The 19385-nt window shown below is 72.4% G+C and carries 15 protein-coding genes; 11 read left to right on the forward strand and 4 right to left on the reverse strand.

The features are described from left to right. Positions 1-251: 251 nt before the first annotated feature. From ACIQOE_RS16240 to ACIQOE_RS16280, 9 genes are all read left to right on the forward strand, one after another. Positions 252-524, forward strand: coding sequence for a hypothetical protein (locus ACIQOE_RS16240; RefSeq protein WP_351318576.1), 273 nt, complete (start codon positions 252-254; stop codon positions 522-524). A 189-nt stretch (positions 525-713) separates the two neighbouring features. Then, entirely contained in the window at positions 714-1730 is a 1017-nt protein-coding gene (pstC, locus tag ACIQOE_RS16245) for a phosphate ABC transporter permease subunit PstC (RefSeq protein ID WP_351318578.1), read from the forward strand. Between the two features lie 15 nt (positions 1731-1745). Beyond that, positions 1746-3014 (forward strand): phosphate ABC transporter permease PstA, encoded by a 1269-nt coding sequence (pstA, locus tag ACIQOE_RS16250; protein ID WP_401412012.1) that lies wholly within the window; start codon positions 1746-1748, stop codon positions 3012-3014. Beyond that, positions 3011-4741, forward strand: coding sequence for a phosphate ABC transporter substrate-binding protein PstS (gene pstS, locus ACIQOE_RS16255; RefSeq protein ID WP_401412014.1), 1731 nt, complete (start codon positions 3011-3013; stop codon positions 4739-4741). The genes pstA and pstS overlap by 4 nt, the downstream gene beginning before the upstream one ends. Beyond that, the gene (locus tag ACIQOE_RS16260; RefSeq protein ID WP_401412016.1) at positions 4738-7224 is read left to right on the forward strand and encodes a hypothetical protein; all 2487 of its coding nucleotides are present in this window, start codon (positions 4738-4740) and stop codon (positions 7222-7224) included. The genes pstS and ACIQOE_RS16260 overlap by 4 nt, the downstream gene beginning before the upstream one ends. Before the next feature lie 191 nt (positions 7225-7415). Beyond that, positions 7416-8414 (forward strand): hypothetical protein, encoded by a 999-nt coding sequence (locus ACIQOE_RS16265; protein WP_365554528.1) that lies wholly within the window; start codon positions 7416-7418, stop codon positions 8412-8414. A gap of 107 nt (positions 8415-8521) precedes the next feature. Next, entirely contained in the window at positions 8522-9982 is a 1461-nt protein-coding gene (locus ACIQOE_RS16270; RefSeq protein WP_401412018.1) for an Ig-like domain repeat protein, read from the forward strand. Between the two features lie 88 nt (positions 9983-10070). Further along, entirely contained in the window at positions 10071-11006 is a 936-nt protein-coding gene (locus ACIQOE_RS16275) for a class E sortase (RefSeq protein ID WP_351318590.1), read from the forward strand. 20 nt (positions 11007-11026) lie between these two features. Further along, on the forward strand, positions 11027-11914 hold the full coding sequence (locus ACIQOE_RS16280; RefSeq protein WP_351318592.1) for a phosphate ABC transporter ATP-binding protein: 888 nt from the start codon (positions 11027-11029) through the stop codon (positions 11912-11914). An 87-nt stretch (positions 11915-12001) separates the two neighbouring features. On the opposite strand, the gene ACIQOE_RS16285 is transcribed toward ACIQOE_RS16280, so the two are convergent. From ACIQOE_RS16285 to ACIQOE_RS16300, 4 genes are all read right to left on the reverse strand, one after another. Next, positions 12002-13186, reverse strand: coding sequence for a hypothetical protein (locus tag ACIQOE_RS16285; RefSeq protein ID WP_399012357.1), 1185 nt, complete (start codon positions 13184-13186; stop codon positions 12002-12004). 173 nt (positions 13187-13359) lie between these two features. After that, a complete protein-coding gene (locus tag ACIQOE_RS16290; protein ID WP_401412021.1) occupies positions 13360-14991 on the reverse strand; it encodes a phospho-sugar mutase in 1632 nt (543 codons plus the stop codon). 232 nt (positions 14992-15223) lie between these two features. After that, positions 15224-16048, reverse strand: coding sequence for a purine-nucleoside phosphorylase (locus ACIQOE_RS16295; RefSeq protein ID WP_401412023.1), 825 nt, complete (start codon positions 16046-16048; stop codon positions 15224-15226). Positions 16049-16191: 143 nt separating this feature from the next. Then, positions 16192-16632, reverse strand: coding sequence for a gamma-glutamylcyclotransferase (locus ACIQOE_RS16300; RefSeq protein WP_401412025.1), 441 nt, complete (start codon positions 16630-16632; stop codon positions 16192-16194). A 96-nt stretch (positions 16633-16728) separates the two neighbouring features. On the opposite strand from ACIQOE_RS16300, the gene ACIQOE_RS16305 reads away from it, so the two are divergent. Then, complete coding sequence (locus ACIQOE_RS16305; RefSeq protein WP_365565606.1) at positions 16729-18177, forward strand: NAD(P)H-quinone dehydrogenase; 1449 nt, start codon at positions 16729-16731, stop codon at positions 18175-18177. A gap of 166 nt (positions 18178-18343) precedes the next feature. Further along, positions 18344-19312, forward strand: coding sequence for a DeoR/GlpR family DNA-binding transcription regulator (locus tag ACIQOE_RS16310; protein ID WP_362643931.1), 969 nt, complete (start codon positions 18344-18346; stop codon positions 19310-19312). Positions 19313-19385 lie beyond the last annotated feature (73 nt).

The raw sequence follows: 19385 nt of genomic DNA on the forward strand, positions 1-19385 counted from the left end.
GAAGCATGCTCGGTACATTAAAGAGTGGGCAATCGTTGTCACTTGTGTCTCACTACCCTGCGGGTGCCGCACGGCGGGCGAACCAGCGTCCGAACGTGCGGCTTTCCTGACAACGGGAACCGCAGGGGTGGGGATGGATGGCGGCAAGACAGGGGGGCGCGGCCGTACCCGGCACGCGCTGTCACATAGACATATCCGCAGACGGGAGTTACCTGTGGCGGCTCACGGCCACCAATGGACGGGTCGTCGCGGTGGCGGCCCTGACGTACCGGAGCTACGAGGAGTGCCGGACGGCGTTCGAGCGCATGTGCGCCGATGTCCTCGCATTACCCGGGGGTGTGCACCACACCTCCGAGGGCAATGGCTGGGTCTGGCGGTTGCGTGATCCGGCCGGCGGCGCGCTGGCGGTGTCGTCGCGCGCCTACGAACGGCATTCGACCTGCCAGGCCGCCTATGAGCGTTTCCGGGGCCTCCTGGTCGATATCGGGGCGGGCGGCATGATCGCCTGGGAGGACATGGACTGACGGGCGAACCCGGTCGTCCGGCCCGTTATTTCTGTGCAGGGGTCTGAACCCGCCGCGACGGTGGGTTCGGGCCCTTTTACGTTCTCCACGTCGCCGCGTTCACGTCAATCCCGGAAGTTGCCTCTCGGGGTCACCTCGTTCACTTCCGCGTGTGCCGAAGTCCATCCGGCCTCAGGAGCGTCGGCCCATGTGACGACGCGAAGAGACGAGCGACCGTGGGGTCCGGCCGACGACCCGCCGAGACGCCTGTACGCCGATCCAGGCGTCCCGGACCGGGTGTTCAGGGGCGCGCTGCGCGGCGGCGGCGCCCTGGTGCTGGCCATCATGCTGCTCGTCGGCGGCTTCCTCACCTACCGGGCCTGGCAGGCCCTGACGGTCGCGAAGTGGGCCTTCCTCACCACCGAGACCTGGGAGCCCGACGGCGGCCACTTCGGCATCGCGGCCGTCCTGGTCGGCACCGTCCTCATCGCGCTCGTCGCCATCGCGTTCGCCGTACCGCTGGCGCTCGGCACGGCGCTGTACATCTCCGAGTACGCGCCGCCGCGGCTGCGCCGCACCCTCGTCAGCATCGTCGACCTGATGGCGGCCGTGCCGTCGGTCGTCTACGGCCTGTGGGGGCTGTTCTTCTTCCAGGGGCACGTGGTCTCCCTGTCGCGCTGGATCTCCACGTACCTCGGGTGGATCCCGCTCTTCGAGGTCGACGGCGCCGACCCGCACGACCCGCTCGCCACCGCCACCGTCTACACCTCCTCCACCTTCATCGCCGGCATGGTCGTCTCCCTGATGGTCGCGCCGATCATCTGCTCGGTGATGCGCGAGGTGTTCTCGCAGGCCCCGGTCGGCGAACGGGAGGGCGCGTACGCGCTCGGCGCCAACCGCTGGGGCATGATCCGCAGCGTCGTGCTGCCCTTCGGCAAGGGCGGCGTCATCGGCGGCACCATGCTGGGCCTGGGCCGGGCGCTCGGCGAGACCATCGCCGTCTACCTGATCATCTCGCCGGTCTTCGCGATCCAGCCGCACATCCTGCAGAACGGCACCAGCTCGGTCTCCTCGCTGATCGCCCTGCGCTACGGCGAGGCGAGCGAGATCGGCATGTCGGCGCTGATGGCCGCGGGCCTCGCGCTGTTCCTGATGACCCTCGTCGTCAACTTCGTCGCGTCGTCGATCGTCGCCCGCAGCCGCTCCGGCGCGACCAGCGACTCCTGAGGAGACCCCGCCCCGATGACCGTCACCACCGCCCAGAGCCCACCCGGCGACCAGGGACCGCAGACACCGCCCGCCGAGGCGCGGGCACCGCGCACCCGGCTGCCCGCGCGCCGCACCGGACTCACCGAGTCCCGCCGCAACCTCTCCACGCTGCGCGCGACCGACGTGTACGCCATGCTCGGCGCCGCCGCCGCGGCCCTCGCGATCACCTGGGTGATGTTCGACCGGCTGCTGCCCTTCAACGGCGCCCTGGGCTTCGTCGTGATCGCCTACGCGCTCTTCCTCGGCCTGTACGCGCTGCTGGTCTCCTTCGACGAGGACGGGCCCGCGGTCCGCGACCGGGTGGCCGCCGCCGTCGTCCAGAGCCTCGGCGTCGTGATGATCGCCGTGCTGGCCTTCGTGATCGTCTACACCATCTACGAGGGCCGCGACGCGCTGCCGCACCTGAACTTCTACACCCAGTCGATGGCCGACGCGGGCCCGATCGAACCGCTCAGCGTCGGCGGCATCCTGCACGCGATCGTCGGCACCCTGTGGCAGATCTCCATCGCCCTGGTGATCTGCATCCCGACCGGGCTGGTCTGCGCGGTCTTCCTCAACGAGGTGCCGGGCGCCTTCAGCCGGTTCGTCCGCACCATCGTCGAGGCGATGACCGCGCTGCCGTCCATCGTCGCGGGCCTGTTCATCTACGCGACCTTCATCCTCGCGCTCGGCTTCGACCGCTCCGGGCTCGCCGCCGCGCTGGCGATCTCCGTGATGATGCTGCCGATCATCATCCGGGCCTCGGACGTGGTGATCCGGCTGGTCCCGGGCACGCTGCGGGAGGCGTCGTACGCGCTCGGCACCTCGCGGTGGCGCACCGTGTGGCACGTGGTGCTGCCCACCTCGCGGTCCGGACTGATGACCGCGATCATCCTGGGCACCGCCCGCGGGGTCGGGGAGACCTCGCCGGTGCTGCTGACCGCCGGCTACACCGCGGAACTCAACACCGATCCGCTGCACGACCCGATGGTGTCGCTCCCGCTGGCCACCTTCGAACTGGTCAAGTCCCCCGAGCCCACCTACATCGCGCGCGGCTTCGGCACCGCCGCGGTGCTCCTGCTGCTGGTGCTCGTCCTGTTCGTCGTCGCCCGCGTCATCGGCGGCCGCGGACCCGGGCAGCTGACCCGCCGCCAGGAACACCGCCGGGTCAAGGCGTCCCGCCGCGACACCCGGCGCTTCGCGGCCCGTGCCGTCACCGACCAGCCGTCCGTCAGACCCGCACCGACGAGGAGCACCCCGTGATACCCGCCCCTGTCCGACGCCCGCGCGCTACGCGCGTGCACCAGGCGCTGGCCGTCTGCGTCGCCCTGGTCTGCGTGCTGCTGGCGCTGCACCCGCCGGGCGCCTTCGCCGCCACCTACGTCAAGATCAGCGGATCCGGTTCGACGTGGAGCTCCAACGCCATCGAGCAGTGGCGCCGCAACGTCAAGCAGCAGGGCCTGACCGTCAACTACTCGGCGGTCGGCTCGTCGGTCGGCCGGACCCAGTTCGCCAACGGCACCTCCGACTTCGGCGTCTCGGAGATCCCCTACGGCCTCACCGAGTTCGGCACCACCGAGGCCCCGCCGCAGCGCAAGTACGCGTACATGCCGATCGTGGCCGGCGGCACGTCGTTCATGTACAACCTGAAGATCGGCGGCCGGCAGGTCACCAACCTGCGGCTGTCCGGCTCCGTCATCACCAAGATCTTCACCGGCGGACTCACCCAGTGGAACGCGCCGGAGATCAAGGCCGACAACCCCGGCCTGAACCTGCCCGCCCGCCGCATCGTCCCCGTCGTCCGCTCCGACGGCTCCGGTACGACCGCGCAGTTCAGCCTGTGGATGTCCAAGGAGTACGGCTCCCTCTGGAACGACTACTGCCGCCGGGCGGGCAAGCCCACGCCCTGCGGTCTGACGTCGTACTTCCCGGTGATCCCCGGTTCGGGCTTCGTCGCCCAGTCGCAGTCGCTCGGCGTCGCCGGCTACACCAAGCAGCCGCAGGCCGAGGGCGCCATCACCTACGTCGAGTACTCCTACGCGCGCAACGCGGGCTTCCCGGTCGCCAAGGTCCTCAACCGGGCCGGCTACTACATCGAGCCGACCGCCTCCAGCGTCGCCGTCGCACTGACCCAGGCCAGGATCAACGACGACCCGCGCTCCGCGAACTACCTCACCCAGAACCTGGACTCCGTCTACACCTACGGAGACAAGCGCACCTACCCGCTCTCCTCCTACAGCTACATGATCATCCCGACGAAGGAGGAGATGGGCTTCACCAAGGCCAAGGGCGCCACGCTGAGCACCTTCAACGACTACTTCCTCTGCGAGGGCCAGCAACTGGCGGACCGGCTCGGCTACTCGCCGCTGCCGAAGAACCTGGTGCAGGCGGCCATGGACCAGACGAAGAAGATCCCGGGCGCGGTGGCCGCGAACATCGACATCGGCACGTGCAACAACCCGACCTTCTCCGGCGGCAGGAACGTCCTGCTGGAGAACGCCCCCTACCCGCAGGCCTGCGACAAGAAGGGGTCCGACCAGTGCGCGACCGGCACCGGCGGCAACAAGACGCCCACGCAGGTCGGCAACGGCTCCGCCGCGGGCGGCTCGGGCTCCGGCGGCGGCTCCGCCTCGGGCGGCTCCGGAACCGGCGGCGGCACGGCCTCGACGGGCGGCTCGGGCACGACGGGCGGTTCGGGGGGTACGGCGACGGGCGGCTCGGCCGGCTCCGCCGCGGGCGGCACCGGCGCGGGCGGTACGACGGGCGGCGGCGTCGACCCGGACACGGGTGAGGCGCTCGGCGGCGGCCAGAACACCGGCGACACCTCGGTCGCCGCGAGCCCCGTCTCGCTCGCCTCGGACGACTCCATGGGCCTGCGCACCGCGCTGATGGCACTGTCGGCCGTGCTCCTGGTCGGCGTCGTCGTGGGCCCGCCCGTGGTCGCCCGGCTGATGGCCGGCCGGAGCCGCCGCAAGGGCGGTGCGGCATGAACACCGCACCGGACCGGCGGCCGGGGCCGCGCGTCGTCGCCGCCGTGGGAGCCCTGCTGGCCGCCCTTGCCCTGGCCCTGCTCCCGCTCCCGCCCGTCACGCCCCCCGCCGCGGCCGCGGACGGCGGGGCGGCGGACTCCGCGGTGACGGTGACGGGGAGGAAAGGCCCGTACGACGACTTCTCCCGGCTGAAGGTGACCGTCCACCAGACGAAGGACCTGCGCTCACAGGGCGTCCGGGTCAGCTGGACGGGCGGGGCTCCCACCTCGGACAACGTCTACCAGTACAACTACCTGCAGATCATGCAGTGCTGGGGCGACGACCCGGCCGGACCCAGCCGCGAGCAGTGCGAGTTCGGCAGCTCGGGCGTCGGCGACGACGTGATCAAGGGTGCCTTCTCCGGGCGGCGGATGGTCAGCGCCGATCCCGCGGCCTCCCAGGTCTACGACCCGGCGGAGACGCGATACACCGGTGCGAACGCCTTCGTTCCGTTCCAGCCCGTCGGCGGCCTCCCGGCCACCACGTCGGCCACGGACACCACCTACTTCGGCCCGCTGGACACGAACGAGCAGGTCGCCAACCGTACGTTCGCCAACGGCACCGGAGAGGTGAACTTCGAGGTGCAGGACGCCGTGGAGGCCCCGCACCTCGGATGCGGCGCCAACACCGCGCCCTCGGGCAGCGACCCGGCCCCGCGGGCGTGCTGGCTGGTCGTCGTGCCGCGCGGCACGCACGAGGCCGACGGCACGGATGTCCTGAACGCAGGCGACGGACGCACCCCCAACCTCGCCACCTCGCCGCTGTCCGCCTCCAACTGGGCCCAGCGGATGGTCGTCCCGCTCTCCTTCCAGCCGGTCGACGAGTTCTGCCCGACCGGCCAGCCGGAGCGGCCCACGGCCGGCTCCGAACTGGCGACGGACGCCGTCACGTCCTGGCAGCCGAAACTGTGCTCGGTCACGGGGAGCACCTTCGCCTTCACCCAGGGCGGGGAGGAGGTGGCCAGGAGCCAGGTGCTGAACACGACGTCCGACCAGCCGCTGCTCGGCTTCACCGTCGACCCGGTGGACCAGCGGGACGCCGCGGCGAAGGTCGTCGAGGCACCGGTCGCGGTGTCGGGAGTGGCGGTCGCGTTCTTCTTCGAGGGCCCCGACGGTGTCGTCCAGGACATGAGACTGACCCCACGGCTCGTCGCCAAGATGCTCACGCATTCCTATGTGAAGGACGTGTCCCTCCTCACGACGCCGGACCATCTGAAAGGGAATCCGAGCAGTTTCGTCGACGACAAGGAGTTCCAGGAGCTGAATCCGGGCTTTCCGCAGCTCCAGGGATCACCGAGAAGTCTGATGGTTCCGCTGCAGAGTTCCGACACGACCCGCCTGGTCTGGAACTGGCTCCAGTCCGATCCGGACGCCCGGGATTTCCTGTCCGGAAAACCGGATCCCTGGGGCACGAAGGTGAATCCCTACTTCAAGGATCTGGACCTGGCGAAGAGCACCGAGCTGACCGACTACCCGAAGGTGGACCCGACGACGCCGGTCGCCCTCGCCAACAACAGCACCCCGCCGCTGACCTACGCCCTGACCGACCTGGACCCGTACACGGCGGACCTGCACGACGGGGCCGTGCGCACCCTCCGGGGCAACAACAACCGGACCGTCGTATGGCAGCCGGGAGGCAACGGATCCCCGGCCAAGCTCGGCAACGACGTGTCCCCGCCGGGCAGGCGCGCCGTCCTGGCGCTCGTCGACACCGCGTCGGCCGAGCGCTACGGACTGAAGACGGCGGCCCTGCGCAACGCGGACGGAACCTTCGTCAAGCCCTCGGCCGGCACGCTCACGGCCGCGGTCGAGGCCATGAAGCCGTCGCCGGTGGACGCCACCGTGCTCGATCCCGACCCGGCGCGGGCCAAGGGCCAGGCCTACCCGCTGACGGCCGTCGCCTACGCCGCGGCCTCGACGAACCAGGACGCCGCGACCCGCACGGCGTACGCGAAGTTCATCAGGTACGTGGCCGGCGCGGGCCAGACCCAGGGCCTGGCGGCCGGTCAGCTTCCCTACGGCTACGCGCCGCTGCCCGCCGAGCAGCGCGCGCAGGCCGTGACCGCCGCGAACGCCCTGGAGCAGGGCGGCGCCACGGGCGGCTCCCCGTCCGGCCCGCCGGGCGACGGCGGCTCCGGTGGAGCCGGATCCGGTTCCGGTTCCGCCGCCGGAGGGGTCTCCGGCTCCACGGACGGCGGCGCAGGGACCGCGGGCACAGCCGGTGCGGGCGGCACCTCCGGCCCGTCGCGGGCGGCCGCGGCGCACGGTTCCGCGCCGCCCTCCGCGGGGCCGCAGCAGCCCGTGGCGGACAGCCGCGGCGGCGTGACCCCCGCGGAGGTCATGGGAATCGTCCGCTGGATTCTGCTCGCCGTTCTGTTCCTCGGCGGTGCGGCAGGGCTTTCGGGTCCCGTCCTGCTTCGCCTCGCCCATCGGAGAATTCCCTAGGAGGCACCTAGGAAGCCTCCCCGTAACCTTTCCCTCGTCGGGAATTGGTTGGTCACCGTACGGAATTGATGGAAGCGTATGCGGTGGCCGGCCGGCGGGTCGGCAGCACGGAAATCCGGATTCTTTTTTCGGCCTTCCGGATTCAGCTTGAACGTCCAGTCTTCGAAAACCGGAAAACAAGGGGTTCAGAAGTGAACGTCAAGTCCTACGCCAAGGTCGGCGCTGTTTTCGGTGCCGCGGCTCTCGGTCTCGGAATCCTCACCTCCCCGGCCGTCGCCGACCCGACGCCGCTCACCGACTACCGCCAGCTCGCGGGTGTCGGCTCGGACACCACGCAGTACGTGATGAACGGCCTCAGCGAGTCCTCCACGGTGACCAACGCCAGCGGCAAGATCATCGCGTCGTGGAACGCGACCGGCACGTCCACCATCAAGACCAAGGCGTCCGGCTGTGCCACCGTCGCGCGCCCCGACGGCTCGTCGGCCGGCATCAACGCGCTCAACGCCGACCTGGACGCGGGCACCCACTGCATCGACTTCGCCCGTTCCTCGCGTGGCCCGGCGGACACCAGCACCACCGACCTGACCTTCGTCCCGTTCGCCAAGGACGGTGTCACCTACGCCACCGACCTGGGCAGCACGCTGCCGACGAACCTGACCACGGCGCAGCTCGCCGCGATCTACAAGTGCACCTCCACCGAGTTCCCGAACGCGCAGCCGCTGCTGCCGCAGTCCGGCTCCGGCACCCGCTCGTTCTGGCTGCAGGCCCTGGGCCTCACCGAGTCCGACCTCGGCAGCTGCGTCAACGGCACCATCCAGGAGCACAACGGCGAGGCGATCGCCAACGCCAACCAGCTGATGCCGTACTCGATCGCCCAGTGGATCGCCCAGGGCAAGGGCCTCTCGGACGTCCCCAACCGCCGCGGCGAGTCGCGTCTGCGCAACATCAACGGCACCGCCCCGACCACCGGTTCGGGCTCGGCGATCGCGCTCAACACCGCCTTCACCCCCGCCTTCCTGCGGAACGTCTACAACGTCGTCCCGACCGCCAGCCTCACCAACAGCGTCGTCGCGCAGACCTTCGTCGGCTCCGCCTCGAAGGTCTGCTCCGACACCACCACGATCACCAAGTACGGCTTCGGCACCCTCGGCACCCTCTGCGGTGACACCACCACCAAGGCCGAGCGCTGACCCGTGCGCACCGTCTGATCCCCGCGCGACGGCCGGGCACCCTCGGGTGCCCGGCCCCACGCGCTGTTCCGGTACATCCGTCCGACCGTCCCCCGGGGGGCCAAGCAATGACCGTGCCACATCCGTTCCGAAGAGCGGCCGCCCTCGCGGCCGCCTGTGCTCTGGTGGCCCTGGGCCTGGTGGCCCTGATCACCTCACAGTCCCCGCCTGCCCGGGCGGCCTCGGTCGGTGACTTCACCCTGACGCCCGGCAGCGGCAGCCTGACCGACGCACAGCCGATCGCCGGCTCCGCCGGGTTCTCCGGCGCGTGTCCCGACGCCGCCATCGAGGACATCAACTGGAACAGCGTGCTGGCCCTGTACGTGGTCAGGCCCGACGGCACCGAGGCGGTGGCCGTGACCGGCATCACCGACCAGGCGCCCTACACCGCGGCGTCCTCGACGGTCTCGCTGGCCGCGGCGGACAATCCGGGCGTGGACGTCAGGAGCCTGTCCGACATCATCGCGGGCGACGGCACCTACGAACTGCGGCTGCGGTGCGTCGAGAACGACGACTGGTCCATCCCGCCCTCGTCGATCGTGCCGGGCGACCCGTACTGGTCCCAGAAGATCACCGTCACCGGCGACCACTGGGCGGTCGGTGAGGGCGCCACGGCCACCGGCGTCGCGCTCGCCGCCGACCCCGCCGTGGTCGCGCCCGACGGGACGTCGAAGCTCACCGCGACGCTCTCCCCCGCGGAGGCGACCGGCACCGTCGCCTTCGTGGACGGCGCCACGACCCTGGGCCAGGCCACGGTCACGGGCGGGAAGGCCGAGTTCACCACCCCGGCGCTGGCCGAGGGGACGCACGACATCGTCGCCCGGTTCACCCCGGCCAGCGCCGCCGAGTGGGGCTCCTCGGAATCCACGCCCGCCCGGGTCACCGCGCAGCTGCCGAGGTACGAGATGTACGACAAGGACTCCGGGACCCTGCTCGGCTACAACCCGCAGCTGGAGCGCGGCCAGTCGGTGAAGGTCGTCATCCGCGGGTGCGTGTCGGGAACCACGCACGCGATGGCCCTGCGCGGCAACGACGCCCGGTTCCCGGACGCCACGGCCGACGCGAGCGGCACGCTGACCTGGGACGCGCTGACCGTCCCTGACGACGCCGTGGCCGGGCCGACCAACTGGGACTACAGCCCCGACTGCACCGGCGGCGTGAACGCCGTGGGAGCGGTCGACTTCACCCTCGCCGAACCCTCCTCCGAGTCCCCCTCGGCGACCCCGTCCGACGACCCGGGCGGCGACCCCTCCGACGAGCCCACGGACGGTCCCTCCGACGGGCCGACCGACGGGTCCTCCGGTGACACGGCCGGCACCACCGGCGGCGACGGCACCTCCGGCGGATCCACCGGCGGCACCTCCGGCGGCTCGGGCACCTCCGGCGGCGGTGGCGGTCTCGCCTCCACCGGCAGCCAGATCGCGCTGTTCTCCGGCATCGGCGCCGTCGTCCTCACCGCGGCCGGCATCGGCTTCGTCCGGTACGGCCGCCGCAACGGACTGCTGACCTTCGGCGAGCCCCGGGCCTGACCGCCCCCGGCACCGCGGGCGGCGGGCCCCACCCCGCCGCCCGCGCCGCCGTGTCTCCACCACACACCTCTCCACAGGAGCGCGCCCCGTGACCGTTCTGTCCCCGCCCCCGCCGGCCCAGGCGCCGCCGGCGCCGGCGCCCGCACCCGAGCCCCGTGCGGCGGCACCGCGGGCCGAGCGACCCGGCTTCGCCTTCGCGGGGGTCGCGCTGTGCCTGCTCTCCGCCCTGCTCCTCGGCTTCGCCGCCAACCTCACGATCGTCGGGCACCTCCAGCACAGCCGCGACCAGGAGACGGCCTACGACGAGTTCCGCCGGGAGCTCGCCCTGGGCGTCGCCCCGGTGGGCCAGCGGACGTACGACGGCCTGATGCTGGAGCCGGGCGCGCCGGTCGCCCTGCTGCGCATCCCGGCGCTCGGCCTGAAGCAGGTCGTCGGCGAGAGCACCACCTCCGGTGTGCTGATGGCGGGACCTGGCCACCGCCGGGACACCCCGCTGCCAGGCCAGGCCGGCACCAGCGTGATCATGGGCCGCCAGTGGGGCTACGGCAGCCCGTTCAACCACCTGCACGAACTGCCCGTCGGCAGCGACATCCGGGTGACGACCGGTCAGGGCACCGCCACCTACCGGGTCACGGACGTCCGCCGCGAGGGCGACCCGCTGCCGCCCGTCCTCACCGCGGACCAGGGGCGGCTCACGCTCATCACCGCCGAGGGCGGGCCCTACACCCCGTCCGGCACGATCCGCGTCGACGCGGCCCTGACCAGCGCCGTCCAGCCGAGCCCGCCCCGTCCGCTGGGCCTCGGCTGGATCAGCGGCTCCGAGCAGGCCATGGGCAGCGAGGGCGCCGCCTGGCTCCCGGTCTTCCTCTGGTCGCAGGCGCTGCTGCTGGCCGCGCTGCTGACCGTGGCCGCCCACCGGGTGTGGGGCCGCTGGCAGACCTGGATCGTCGGCGCCCCCGTCCTGGCCGCCCTCGGCCTCGCCGTCTCCGGCGCCGTCACCCGCCTGCTGCCCAACCTGCTCTGAACGACGAGGAGTCCACCACCATGTCCGACACCACCGACCCGTCCGGCACCCTCGTCGACGAGATCCTGGACCCGACCCGGCGGATCACGGCCGTCGAGGCGCCCCGTCCCGGCCCGGCGGGCGCGCCGGGCAACCCGGCGACGCTGGAGGCCGACGCCGTCTCCGCCTGGTTCGGCGACCACAAGGTGCTGGAACAGGTCTCGCTGACCATGCCCGCCCGCAAGGTCACCGCGCTCATCGGCCCGTCCGGCTGCGGCAAGTCCACGTTCCTGCGGATCCTGAACCGCATGCACGAACTGGTCGGCTCCGCGTCCCTGTCCGGACGGGTGCTCCTCGACGGCGAGGACATCTACGACCGGGGCCGCCGCATCACGCACGCCCGCCGCGAGATCGGCATGGTCTTCCAGAAGCCCAACCCGTTCCCGGCGATGTCCATCTACGACAACGTCACCGCGGGACTGAAACTGGCGGGGGTCCGGGCGGGCCGCGACGACAAGGACGGGCTCGTCGAGGAGTGCCTCACCAAGGCGGGCCTGTGGAAGGAGGTCAAGGACCGGCTCCGGCAGCCCGGCGGCGCGCTCTCCGGCGGCCAGCAGCAGCGCCTGTGCATCGCGCGCTCGCTGGCGGTCCGGCCCCGGGTGCTGCTGATGGACGAGCCGTGCTCGGCCCTCGACCCGACCTCCACGCGCCGTATCGAGGAGACCATCCACGAGCTGACCGACGAGGTCACCATCGTGATCGTCACCCACAACATGCAGCAGGCGGCCCGCGTCTCCCAGCAGTGCGCCTTCTTCCTCGCCGAGCAGGGCACGCCGGGCGCGATCGTCGAACACGGCCCGACCGACGACATGTTCGGCAACCCGCAGGACCCGCGCACCACGGACTACGTGAACGGCCGCTTCGGATAGGCACCCGGCGCCGGGTCCGGCCGCGTGCCGGGCCCGCGCGGGTCCGGGTACGCCCGGGAGGCAGGCCGCGGCCCGGCGCCGCGCGGCTCACGGCGCGCTCGGCCACACCAGCAGCATGTACGCACCGCAGTACGCCGACCCGGCCACCGCGGCCGCCAGCACGAGCACCCGCGACCGCCGTGACGCGCGGGCCAGCCAGCCGGCGACGGGCAGCAGCAGCGGGAAGCCGGGCAGGAGGAAACGGGCCCGCGGGAAGTACACGCCCCCGCTGGCCACCACGATCACCAGCAGGACCGCGCCGTACACCAGCAGCGGCACCGGCTGCCGGTCCGCGACCGCGAGCCCGAACAGGACGACGGACGCCAGCACGGTCAGGCTCACCACCACCAGGAACAGCTCGGGCCGCGGCACCTGCCCGAACAGGTGCCGCAGCCACCGCACGGTCTCCGCGCCGCCGTCCAGCTCGTTGTGCCACATCCGCTGCACCGCGAAGTAGCCGTCCCAGCGGCCGAGCCTGAGCCCCACCCAGCCGACGTAGGCGCACCAGCCGAGCGGGGCCGCCAGCGCCGCCGCCAGGGCACGGGCCGAGAAGCGGGTGCGCAGCGAGAGCAGCGCGGTGACCGTGACCGCGGCGGCCACCGCGACGCCGGTCGGCCTGGTCAGCCCGGCCAGGACCGAGCCCGCCGCCGCCCACAGCCAGCGCTCGTCCAGCACCGCGTACAGCGTCCACGCGGCGAACGCCGTGAACAGCGACTCGGTGTAGCCCATCCACTGGACCAGCCCCACCGGGTACGCCGCCCACAGCACGGTCAGCAGCACCCCGACCCGCCGCCCGGCCAGCCGGTCGCCCACCGCGAACACGCCCCACGCCGCGACCAGCGACGCCACCCAGGCGATGCCCAGCCCGGTACTGGCCCGGGTGCCCGGGGTCAGCACCGCCACGGCCTTGACGAGCAGCGGGTACAGCGGGAAGAACGCGAGGTTGTTGTGGTCGAAGGCGGTCCCCAGGGCGTGCGTGTAGCCGTGGTCGGCGATCCCCAGGTACCAGCGGGAGTCCCACTGCGTGGCCAGCATCGGCCACACCCCGTGGTGCCGCCGGTGCGCCCACACGGCGAGGAACAGCAGCCCGGTGAGCCGTACCCCGAGATACGCGGCGAGCGCCGGTGCCGCCCGGCGCAGCGCGTGCCGCGGGACGGCCGCGGCGGGCAGCAGGGGCCGTCGGGAGCCCGGGATGTGTCCGCTGGGGGCGGTGTCGGGGGCGGTCGAGGACACGGCGGCGGCTCCAGACTCCGGTACGGCGGTGGCGGGCGTTACCCGACCACCGTTTCCCGGCCGCCGGGGCAGCGCGTGGAGCCCGGGTCAACTGCCGCCGGGAAATCACCCGATGGGGTGCTACGGATCCGCGTCCGAGCCGCTGGGGGAGTCCGGTGGGGCGCCCCCTCGGGTCAGATGCCGGCCGCCGCCGACAGGTCCCGCTTGATCGCGGCCAGGGTCTCGGCCGCCTCGGCGCGGGCCGCCGGAAGACCGGCGTGCGCGGCCACCGGCACGACGACCTCCAGGTAGCACTTCAGCTTCGGCTCGGTGCCGCTGGGGCGGACGACGACCCGGGCACCGGTGAGCGTGTAGCGCAGGCCGTCGGTCGGCGGGAGCCGGTCCGTGCCCAGGGTCAGGTCCTCCGCGCGGGTGACGGGCAGGCCCGCGAGGGCGGCCGGGGGGCGCTCGCGGAGCCTGCGCATGGCGTCCGCGATGACGGAGAGGTCCTCGACGCGGACCGAGAGCTGGTCGGTGGCGTGCAGGCCGTGCTCGACGGCGAGGTCGTCGAGGAGGTCGAGGAGGGTGCGGCCCTCCTCCTTGAGGACCGACGCCAGCTCGGTGATCAGGAGCGCGGCGGTGATGCCGTCCTTGTCGCGGACGCCCTCGGGGTCGACGCAGTAGCCGAGGGCCTCCTCGTAGCCGTAGCGCAGGCCGTCGACGCGGGCGATCCACTTGAAGCCGGTGAGGGTCTCCTCGTACGGCAGCCCCGCCTTCTCGGCGATCCGGCCGAGCAGGGAGGAGGAGACGATCGACTCGGCGAACACGCCGGTGGCGCCGCGCCGGACCAGGTGGGCGGCGAGCAGGGCGCCGACCTCGTCGCCGCGCAGCATGCGCCACGCGCCGCCGTCCTTGACGGCCGCGGCGCAGCGGTCGGCGTCCGGGTCGTTGGCGATGACCAGGTCCGGGTCGGTGGCGCGGGCCTGCGCGAAGGACAGGTCCATCGCGCCGGGCTCCTCCGGGTTGGGGAAGTCGACGGTCGGGAAGTCCGGGTCCGGTTCGGCCTGTTCGGCGACGAGCACCGGCGCGGGGAAGCCGGCGCGGGCGAAGGCGGCGAGGAGGGTGTCCTTGCCGACGCCGTGCATGGCCGTGTAGACGGTCCGCGCGGTGCGCGGGGAGCCGGGGGCCAGGACGGCGTCCGTACGGGCCAGGTAGGCCTCCAGGACGGCGTCGTCGAGGGTCTCCCAGCCGGCGTCGGGCCGGGGCACGTCGTGCAGGGCCGCGATCGCGTCGATCTCGGCGGCGATCTCCGCGTCGGCGGGCGGCACGATCTGGGAGCCGTCGCCGAGGTAGACCTTGTAGCCGTTGTCGCGGGGCGGGTTGTGGCTGGCGGTGACCTCCACGCCGGCGACCGCGCCCAGGTGCCGTACGGCGAACGCCAGGACCGGGGTGGGCAGCGGGCGGGGGAGGACGACGGCGCGCAGGCCGGCGCCCGTCATGACCGCCGCGGTGTCGCGGGCGAAGTCGGCGGACTTGTGCCGGGCGTCGTAGCCGACGACGACGGTCCCGCCGGCGTGGCCGTGCCGCTTGAGGTGGGCGGCGAGGCCGGCGGCGGCGCGGATGACGACGGCGCGGTTCATGCGCATCGGGCCGGCGCCGAGTTCGCCGCGCAGGCCGGCGGTGCCGAACTGGAGGGTGCCGGCGAAGCGGGCCGACAGTTCGGCGACGTCACCGGCGTCGATGAGCTTGGCCAGCTCGTCGCGGGTGTCCGGGTCGGGGTCCTCGGCCAGCCAGGTCCTGGCCCGGGCGATGAGATCGTCGTGCACGGTCGTCGTCCAACCTCTCGGTGTGTGCCCGCGGCGCGTCCGCGGCTTCGGTGGGGGTGCGCGGAGCGCCCGCGGTTCGGGGCCGGTGCGGGAAGTCTCCGTCCTCGGACCGGCGGTGCCGTCTCCTGTGCCGTACGGGGGGACGGGCGCCGGCCGCCGCGGGCGGGGACTCCCCGGCCCGGGGGCGCGGGGAACCGCGCGAACGGCCGTGACACCCCCGTCGCGGCGACGGTTACAGCCGGCCCAGTACCTGCCCGAGCAGCTCGCCCATCCGTGCCGCCGAGTCGCGGCCCGCCTGGAGGACCTCCTCGTGGTTGAGGGGCTCGCCGGTCATGCCCGCAGCCAGGTTCGTCACCAGGGAGATGCCCAGCACCTCGGCGCCCGCCTCGCGCGCGGCGATCGCTTCGAGCACCGTCGACATGCCCACCAGGTCGGCGCCGATGGCGCGGGCCATGCGGATCTCGGCCGGGGTCTCGTAGTGCGGGCCGGGGAACTGCGCGTAGACGCCCTCTTCGAGGCTGGGGTCGATCTCCTTGCACAGGGCGCGCAGGCGGGGCGAGTAGAGGTCCGTCAGGTCGACGAAGTTCGCGCCGACGATCGGGGAGGTGGCCGTCAGGTTGATGTGGTCGCTGATGAGGACCGGCTGGCCGGGTCGCATGCCCTCGCGCAGGCCGCCGCAGCCGTTGGTGAGGACGATGGTCTTGCAGCCGGCGGTGACGGCGGTGCGGACGCCGTGCGCGACGGCGGCGACACCGCGGCCCTCGTAGTAGTGCGTGCGGCCCAGGAAGACCAGTGCGCGCTTGTCACCGAAGGAGTACGAGCGGATCTTGCCGCCGTGGCCCTCGACGGCCGGCGGCGGGAAGCCCGGCAGCTCGGTGACCTGGAACTCGGCGTAGGGGGCCCCGAGGGCGTCGACGGCCGGAGCCCAGCCGGAGCCCATCACGAGGGCGACGTCGTGGGTCTCGGCGCCCGTGAGTTCGCGCAGGCGCGCGGCGGCCGCCCCGGCTGCGGCATGGGGGTCGCCCTGGATGTCGTCCGGAAGAAGAGATGCGTTCACGCGGACGAGAGTAGCCGGTCTGGGCCTACGCGCGTAGATGACTGAGCTCACGGGATGGCGATCGTTGTCTTGTCGTTTCCAACGAGCGGTGTGACGCAGATAACTTTTGCGGGGGCTGTGGGCGGTCTGTGCGGGTTGGCGGCTCAGCAGGGACGCTTGCGCAGTTCCATCACGTAGTCGTGCGGGGCGCCCGCGGACTCCGCCGCGTCGGCGATCTCGCCGAGGTAGCGGGCCGAGGGGAGGCCGCCCTCGTAGCCGTTGAGGACGTACAGCCAGGCCGCCTCCTCGCCGTCCAGCGTGTGCACGCGCACGCGTGCCCGCCGGTAGACGCCCAGGCCGACGCCCTCCCACCGGTCCAGGGACTCCTCGTCCATCGCGGCCAGGTCGTACAGGCCGACGAAGACCTGGGAGAGCGGGTCCTCGACGATCGTCGCCAGCGCGCCCTCCCAGCCCATCTGCTCGCCGCCGAAGGTCAGCCGCCATCCGTTCAGCCAGCCGGTGGCGCGGAGGGGGGAGTGCGGGGCGCGGCGGGACATCAGCCGTGCGTCGAGATTGCCGGCGTACGCGGCGTAGAGCGACGACATGGAGAGAGGGTACGGCAGCCGTCACGGCCGCCTCTCCCGTCCCGGGAACCACAGGGTGCCGCCCCCGGGCAGTAGCACCTTGAGGGGTGCGGGACAATGGAGTACGTGACTCGGATCGTGATCATCGGTGGCGGACCCGGCGGATATGAAGCGGCGCTGGCGGCCGCGCAGCTCGGCGCGGAGGTGACCGTCGTCGACTGCGACGGTCTGGGCGGTGCGTCGGTGCTGACCGACTGCGTGCCCTCGAAGACCCTCATCGCCACGGCCGAGGTGATGACCAACTTCGACTCCTCCTACGAGGAGCTGGGGATCATCGTCGCCGACGACACCCCGCCGCTGGAGCAGGCGGCCCGTGTGGTGGGTGTCGACCTGGGCAAGGTCAACCGGCGGGTGAAGCGCCTCGCGCTGGCGCAGTCGCACGACATCACGGCCTCGGTGACCCGGGCCGGCGCCCGGGTCGTGCGCGGGCGCGGCCGCCTGGAGGGCATGCAGGCCCTGGACGGGTCGCGGAAGGTCGTGGTCGCGGCCGCGGACGGCAGCGAGGAGACCCTCGTCGCGGACGCGGTGCTGATCGCGACCGGCGGGCATCCCCGTGAGCTGCCCGACGCGCAGCCGGACGGCGAGCGCATCCTGAACTGGACCCAGGTCTACGACCTCACCGAGCTGCCCGAGGAACTCGTCGTGGTCGGGTCCGGCGTGACGGGCGCCGAGTTCGCCGGCGCCTACCAGGCGCTGGGCTCCAAGGTGACGCTCGTGTCGTCCCGGGACCGCGTGCTGCCGGGCGAGGACCCGGACGCGGCCGCCGTCCTGGAGGACGTCTTCCGCCGCCGTGGCATGAACGTCATGGCGCGGTCGCGGGCCGCCGCCGTCAAGCGGGTCGGCGACCGCGTCGAGGTGACGCTCGCGGACGGCCGGGTCATCGGCGGCTCGCACTGCCTGATGGCCGTCGGCGCGATCCCGAACAGCGCCGGGCTGGGGCTGGAGGAGGCGGGCGTCAAGCTGCGCGACTCCGGGCACATCTGGACCGACAAGGTGTCGCGGACGACGGCCCCCGGCGTGTACGCCGCCGGTGACGTGACGGGCGTCTTCGCTCTGGCGTCGGTGGCCGCCATGCAGGGCCGGATCGCCATGTACCACTTCCTCGGCGACGCGGTGGCCCCGCTGAACCTGAAGACCGTCTCGTCCAACGTCTTCACCGACCCGGAGATCGCGACCGTCGGCTACACCCAGGCGGACGTGGACGCGGGCCGGATCGACGCCCGGGTCGTGAAGCTGCCGCTGCTGCGCAACCCGCGCGCGAAGATGCAGGGCATCCGGGACGGCTTCGTGAAGCTGTTCTGCCGGCCGGGCACGGAGATCGTGGTCGGCGGTGTGGTGGTCTCGCCGCGCGCCTCGGAGCTGATCCACCCCATCTCGATCGCCGTCGACAACAATCTGACGGTCGAACAGATCGCGAACGCGTTCACCGTGTACCCGTCTCTTTCGGGGTCGATCGCGGAGGTCGCGCGGCAGCTGCACACGCGGAAGATCGGCAGCGATCTCTGACGGCCACAACCGACTCCCCGCTGGTCACGGGGAGTTGTCGGGCATGCGTACGGCATAGTCGGCCGGGATAGCTCCTATACCACTTCCGACCCTGCCGTGCGAACAACTTCTGCTATTCGGCGCAAACTGCTGAAAGCAGACGGTCGTTGGGGTTACTGTCAGTTTCGTGTTCGCTGCAGAACGTCGTCAATTGATCCTCGAAATGGTGCGTGCCAACGGAGCCGTATCGCTCCGTGAGCTCGCCCGCGTCGTCCAGACCTCAGAAGTGACCGTACGGCGGGACGTGCGCGCACTGGAGGCAGAAGGACTCCTCGACCGCCGGCATGGCGGTGCGGTATTGCCGGGCGGGTTCACGCGGGAGTCCGGCTTTCCGCAGAAGTCACATCTCGCGACCGCCGAGAAGACGGCCATCGCCGATCTCGCCGCGGGTCTCGTCGAAGAGGGCGAGGCCATCGTGGTCGGGGCGGGTACCACCACCCAGGAACTCGCGCGCCGCCTGGCGCGGGTCCCCGGACTCACCGTCGTCACCAATTCCCTGCTCGTGGCGCAGGCGTTGGCCCATGCCAACCGGGTCGAGGTCGTCATGACCGGCGGCACCCTGCGCGGGTCCAACTACGCCCTCGTCGGCTCCGGCGCGGAGCAGTCCCTCCAGGGGCTGCGCGTGTCCAAGGCCTTCCTGTCGGGCAGCGGCCTGACCGCCGAGCGGGGGCTGTCCACGTCCAACATGCTCTCGGCGTCCGTCGACCGGGCGCTGGTGCAGGCCGCCGCGGAGGTGGTCGTCCTCGCCGACCACACCAAGCTCGGTACCGACACGATGTTCCAGACCGTGCCGACGGACGTCATCACCCGCCTGGTGACCGACGAGCCGCCCGCTCACGACGACCGGGCCGGCACGGAGCTCCAGGCCCTCGCCGATCAGGGGGTGCAGATCGCCGTGGCCGGGGCGTCGGGAAGCCCGGGGGGTGATCAGGTCCCGGCGCGCCAGCAACAGCATCAACAGCGTCGGGACGTCTCCCTTCCGGGGCCGCGCCGGGGTCAGGTCCCCGGAGCGGGACTGCGGTCCGCCGCGATGCTGAACGGGGAACCGCCGACGGGAAGCGAGCGCGGCCGGGTCGCCGACATGCGGCGGCGCTGAGCCGGTCCGGGCGCCGCGGCCGGTCCACCCGGGTGGGCGGGGTGCGGTCCTGGCGGGGTCGCCCGCGCGGTTC

The organism is Streptomyces sp. NPDC091282, from assembly GCF_044757385.1.
Taxonomy (GTDB): domain Bacteria; phylum Actinomycetota; class Actinomycetes; order Streptomycetales; family Streptomycetaceae; genus Streptomyces; species Streptomyces gramineus.

Excerpts from the sequence above, each read along its gene's own strand:
- pstA (WP_401412012.1), top strand. The coding sequence starts at position 1,746 with ATGACCGTCACCACCGCCCAGAGCCCACCCGGCGACCAGGGACCGCAG.
- ACIQOE_RS16260 (WP_401412016.1), top strand. The coding sequence starts at position 4,738 with ATGAACACCGCACCGGACCGGCGGCCGGGGCCGCGCGTCGTCGCCGCC.
- ACIQOE_RS16270 (WP_401412018.1), top strand. The coding sequence starts at position 8,522 with ATGACCGTGCCACATCCGTTCCGAAGAGCGGCCGCCCTCGCGGCCGCC.
- ACIQOE_RS16280 (WP_351318592.1), top strand. The coding sequence starts at position 11,027 with ATGTCCGACACCACCGACCCGTCCGGCACCCTCGTCGACGAGATCCTG.
- ACIQOE_RS16300 (WP_401412025.1), bottom strand. The coding sequence starts at position 16,632 with ATGTCGTCGCTCTACGCCGCGTACGCCGGCAATCTCGACGCACGGCTG.
- ACIQOE_RS16305 (WP_365565606.1), top strand. The coding sequence starts at position 16,729 with ATGGAGTACGTGACTCGGATCGTGATCATCGGTGGCGGACCCGGCGGA.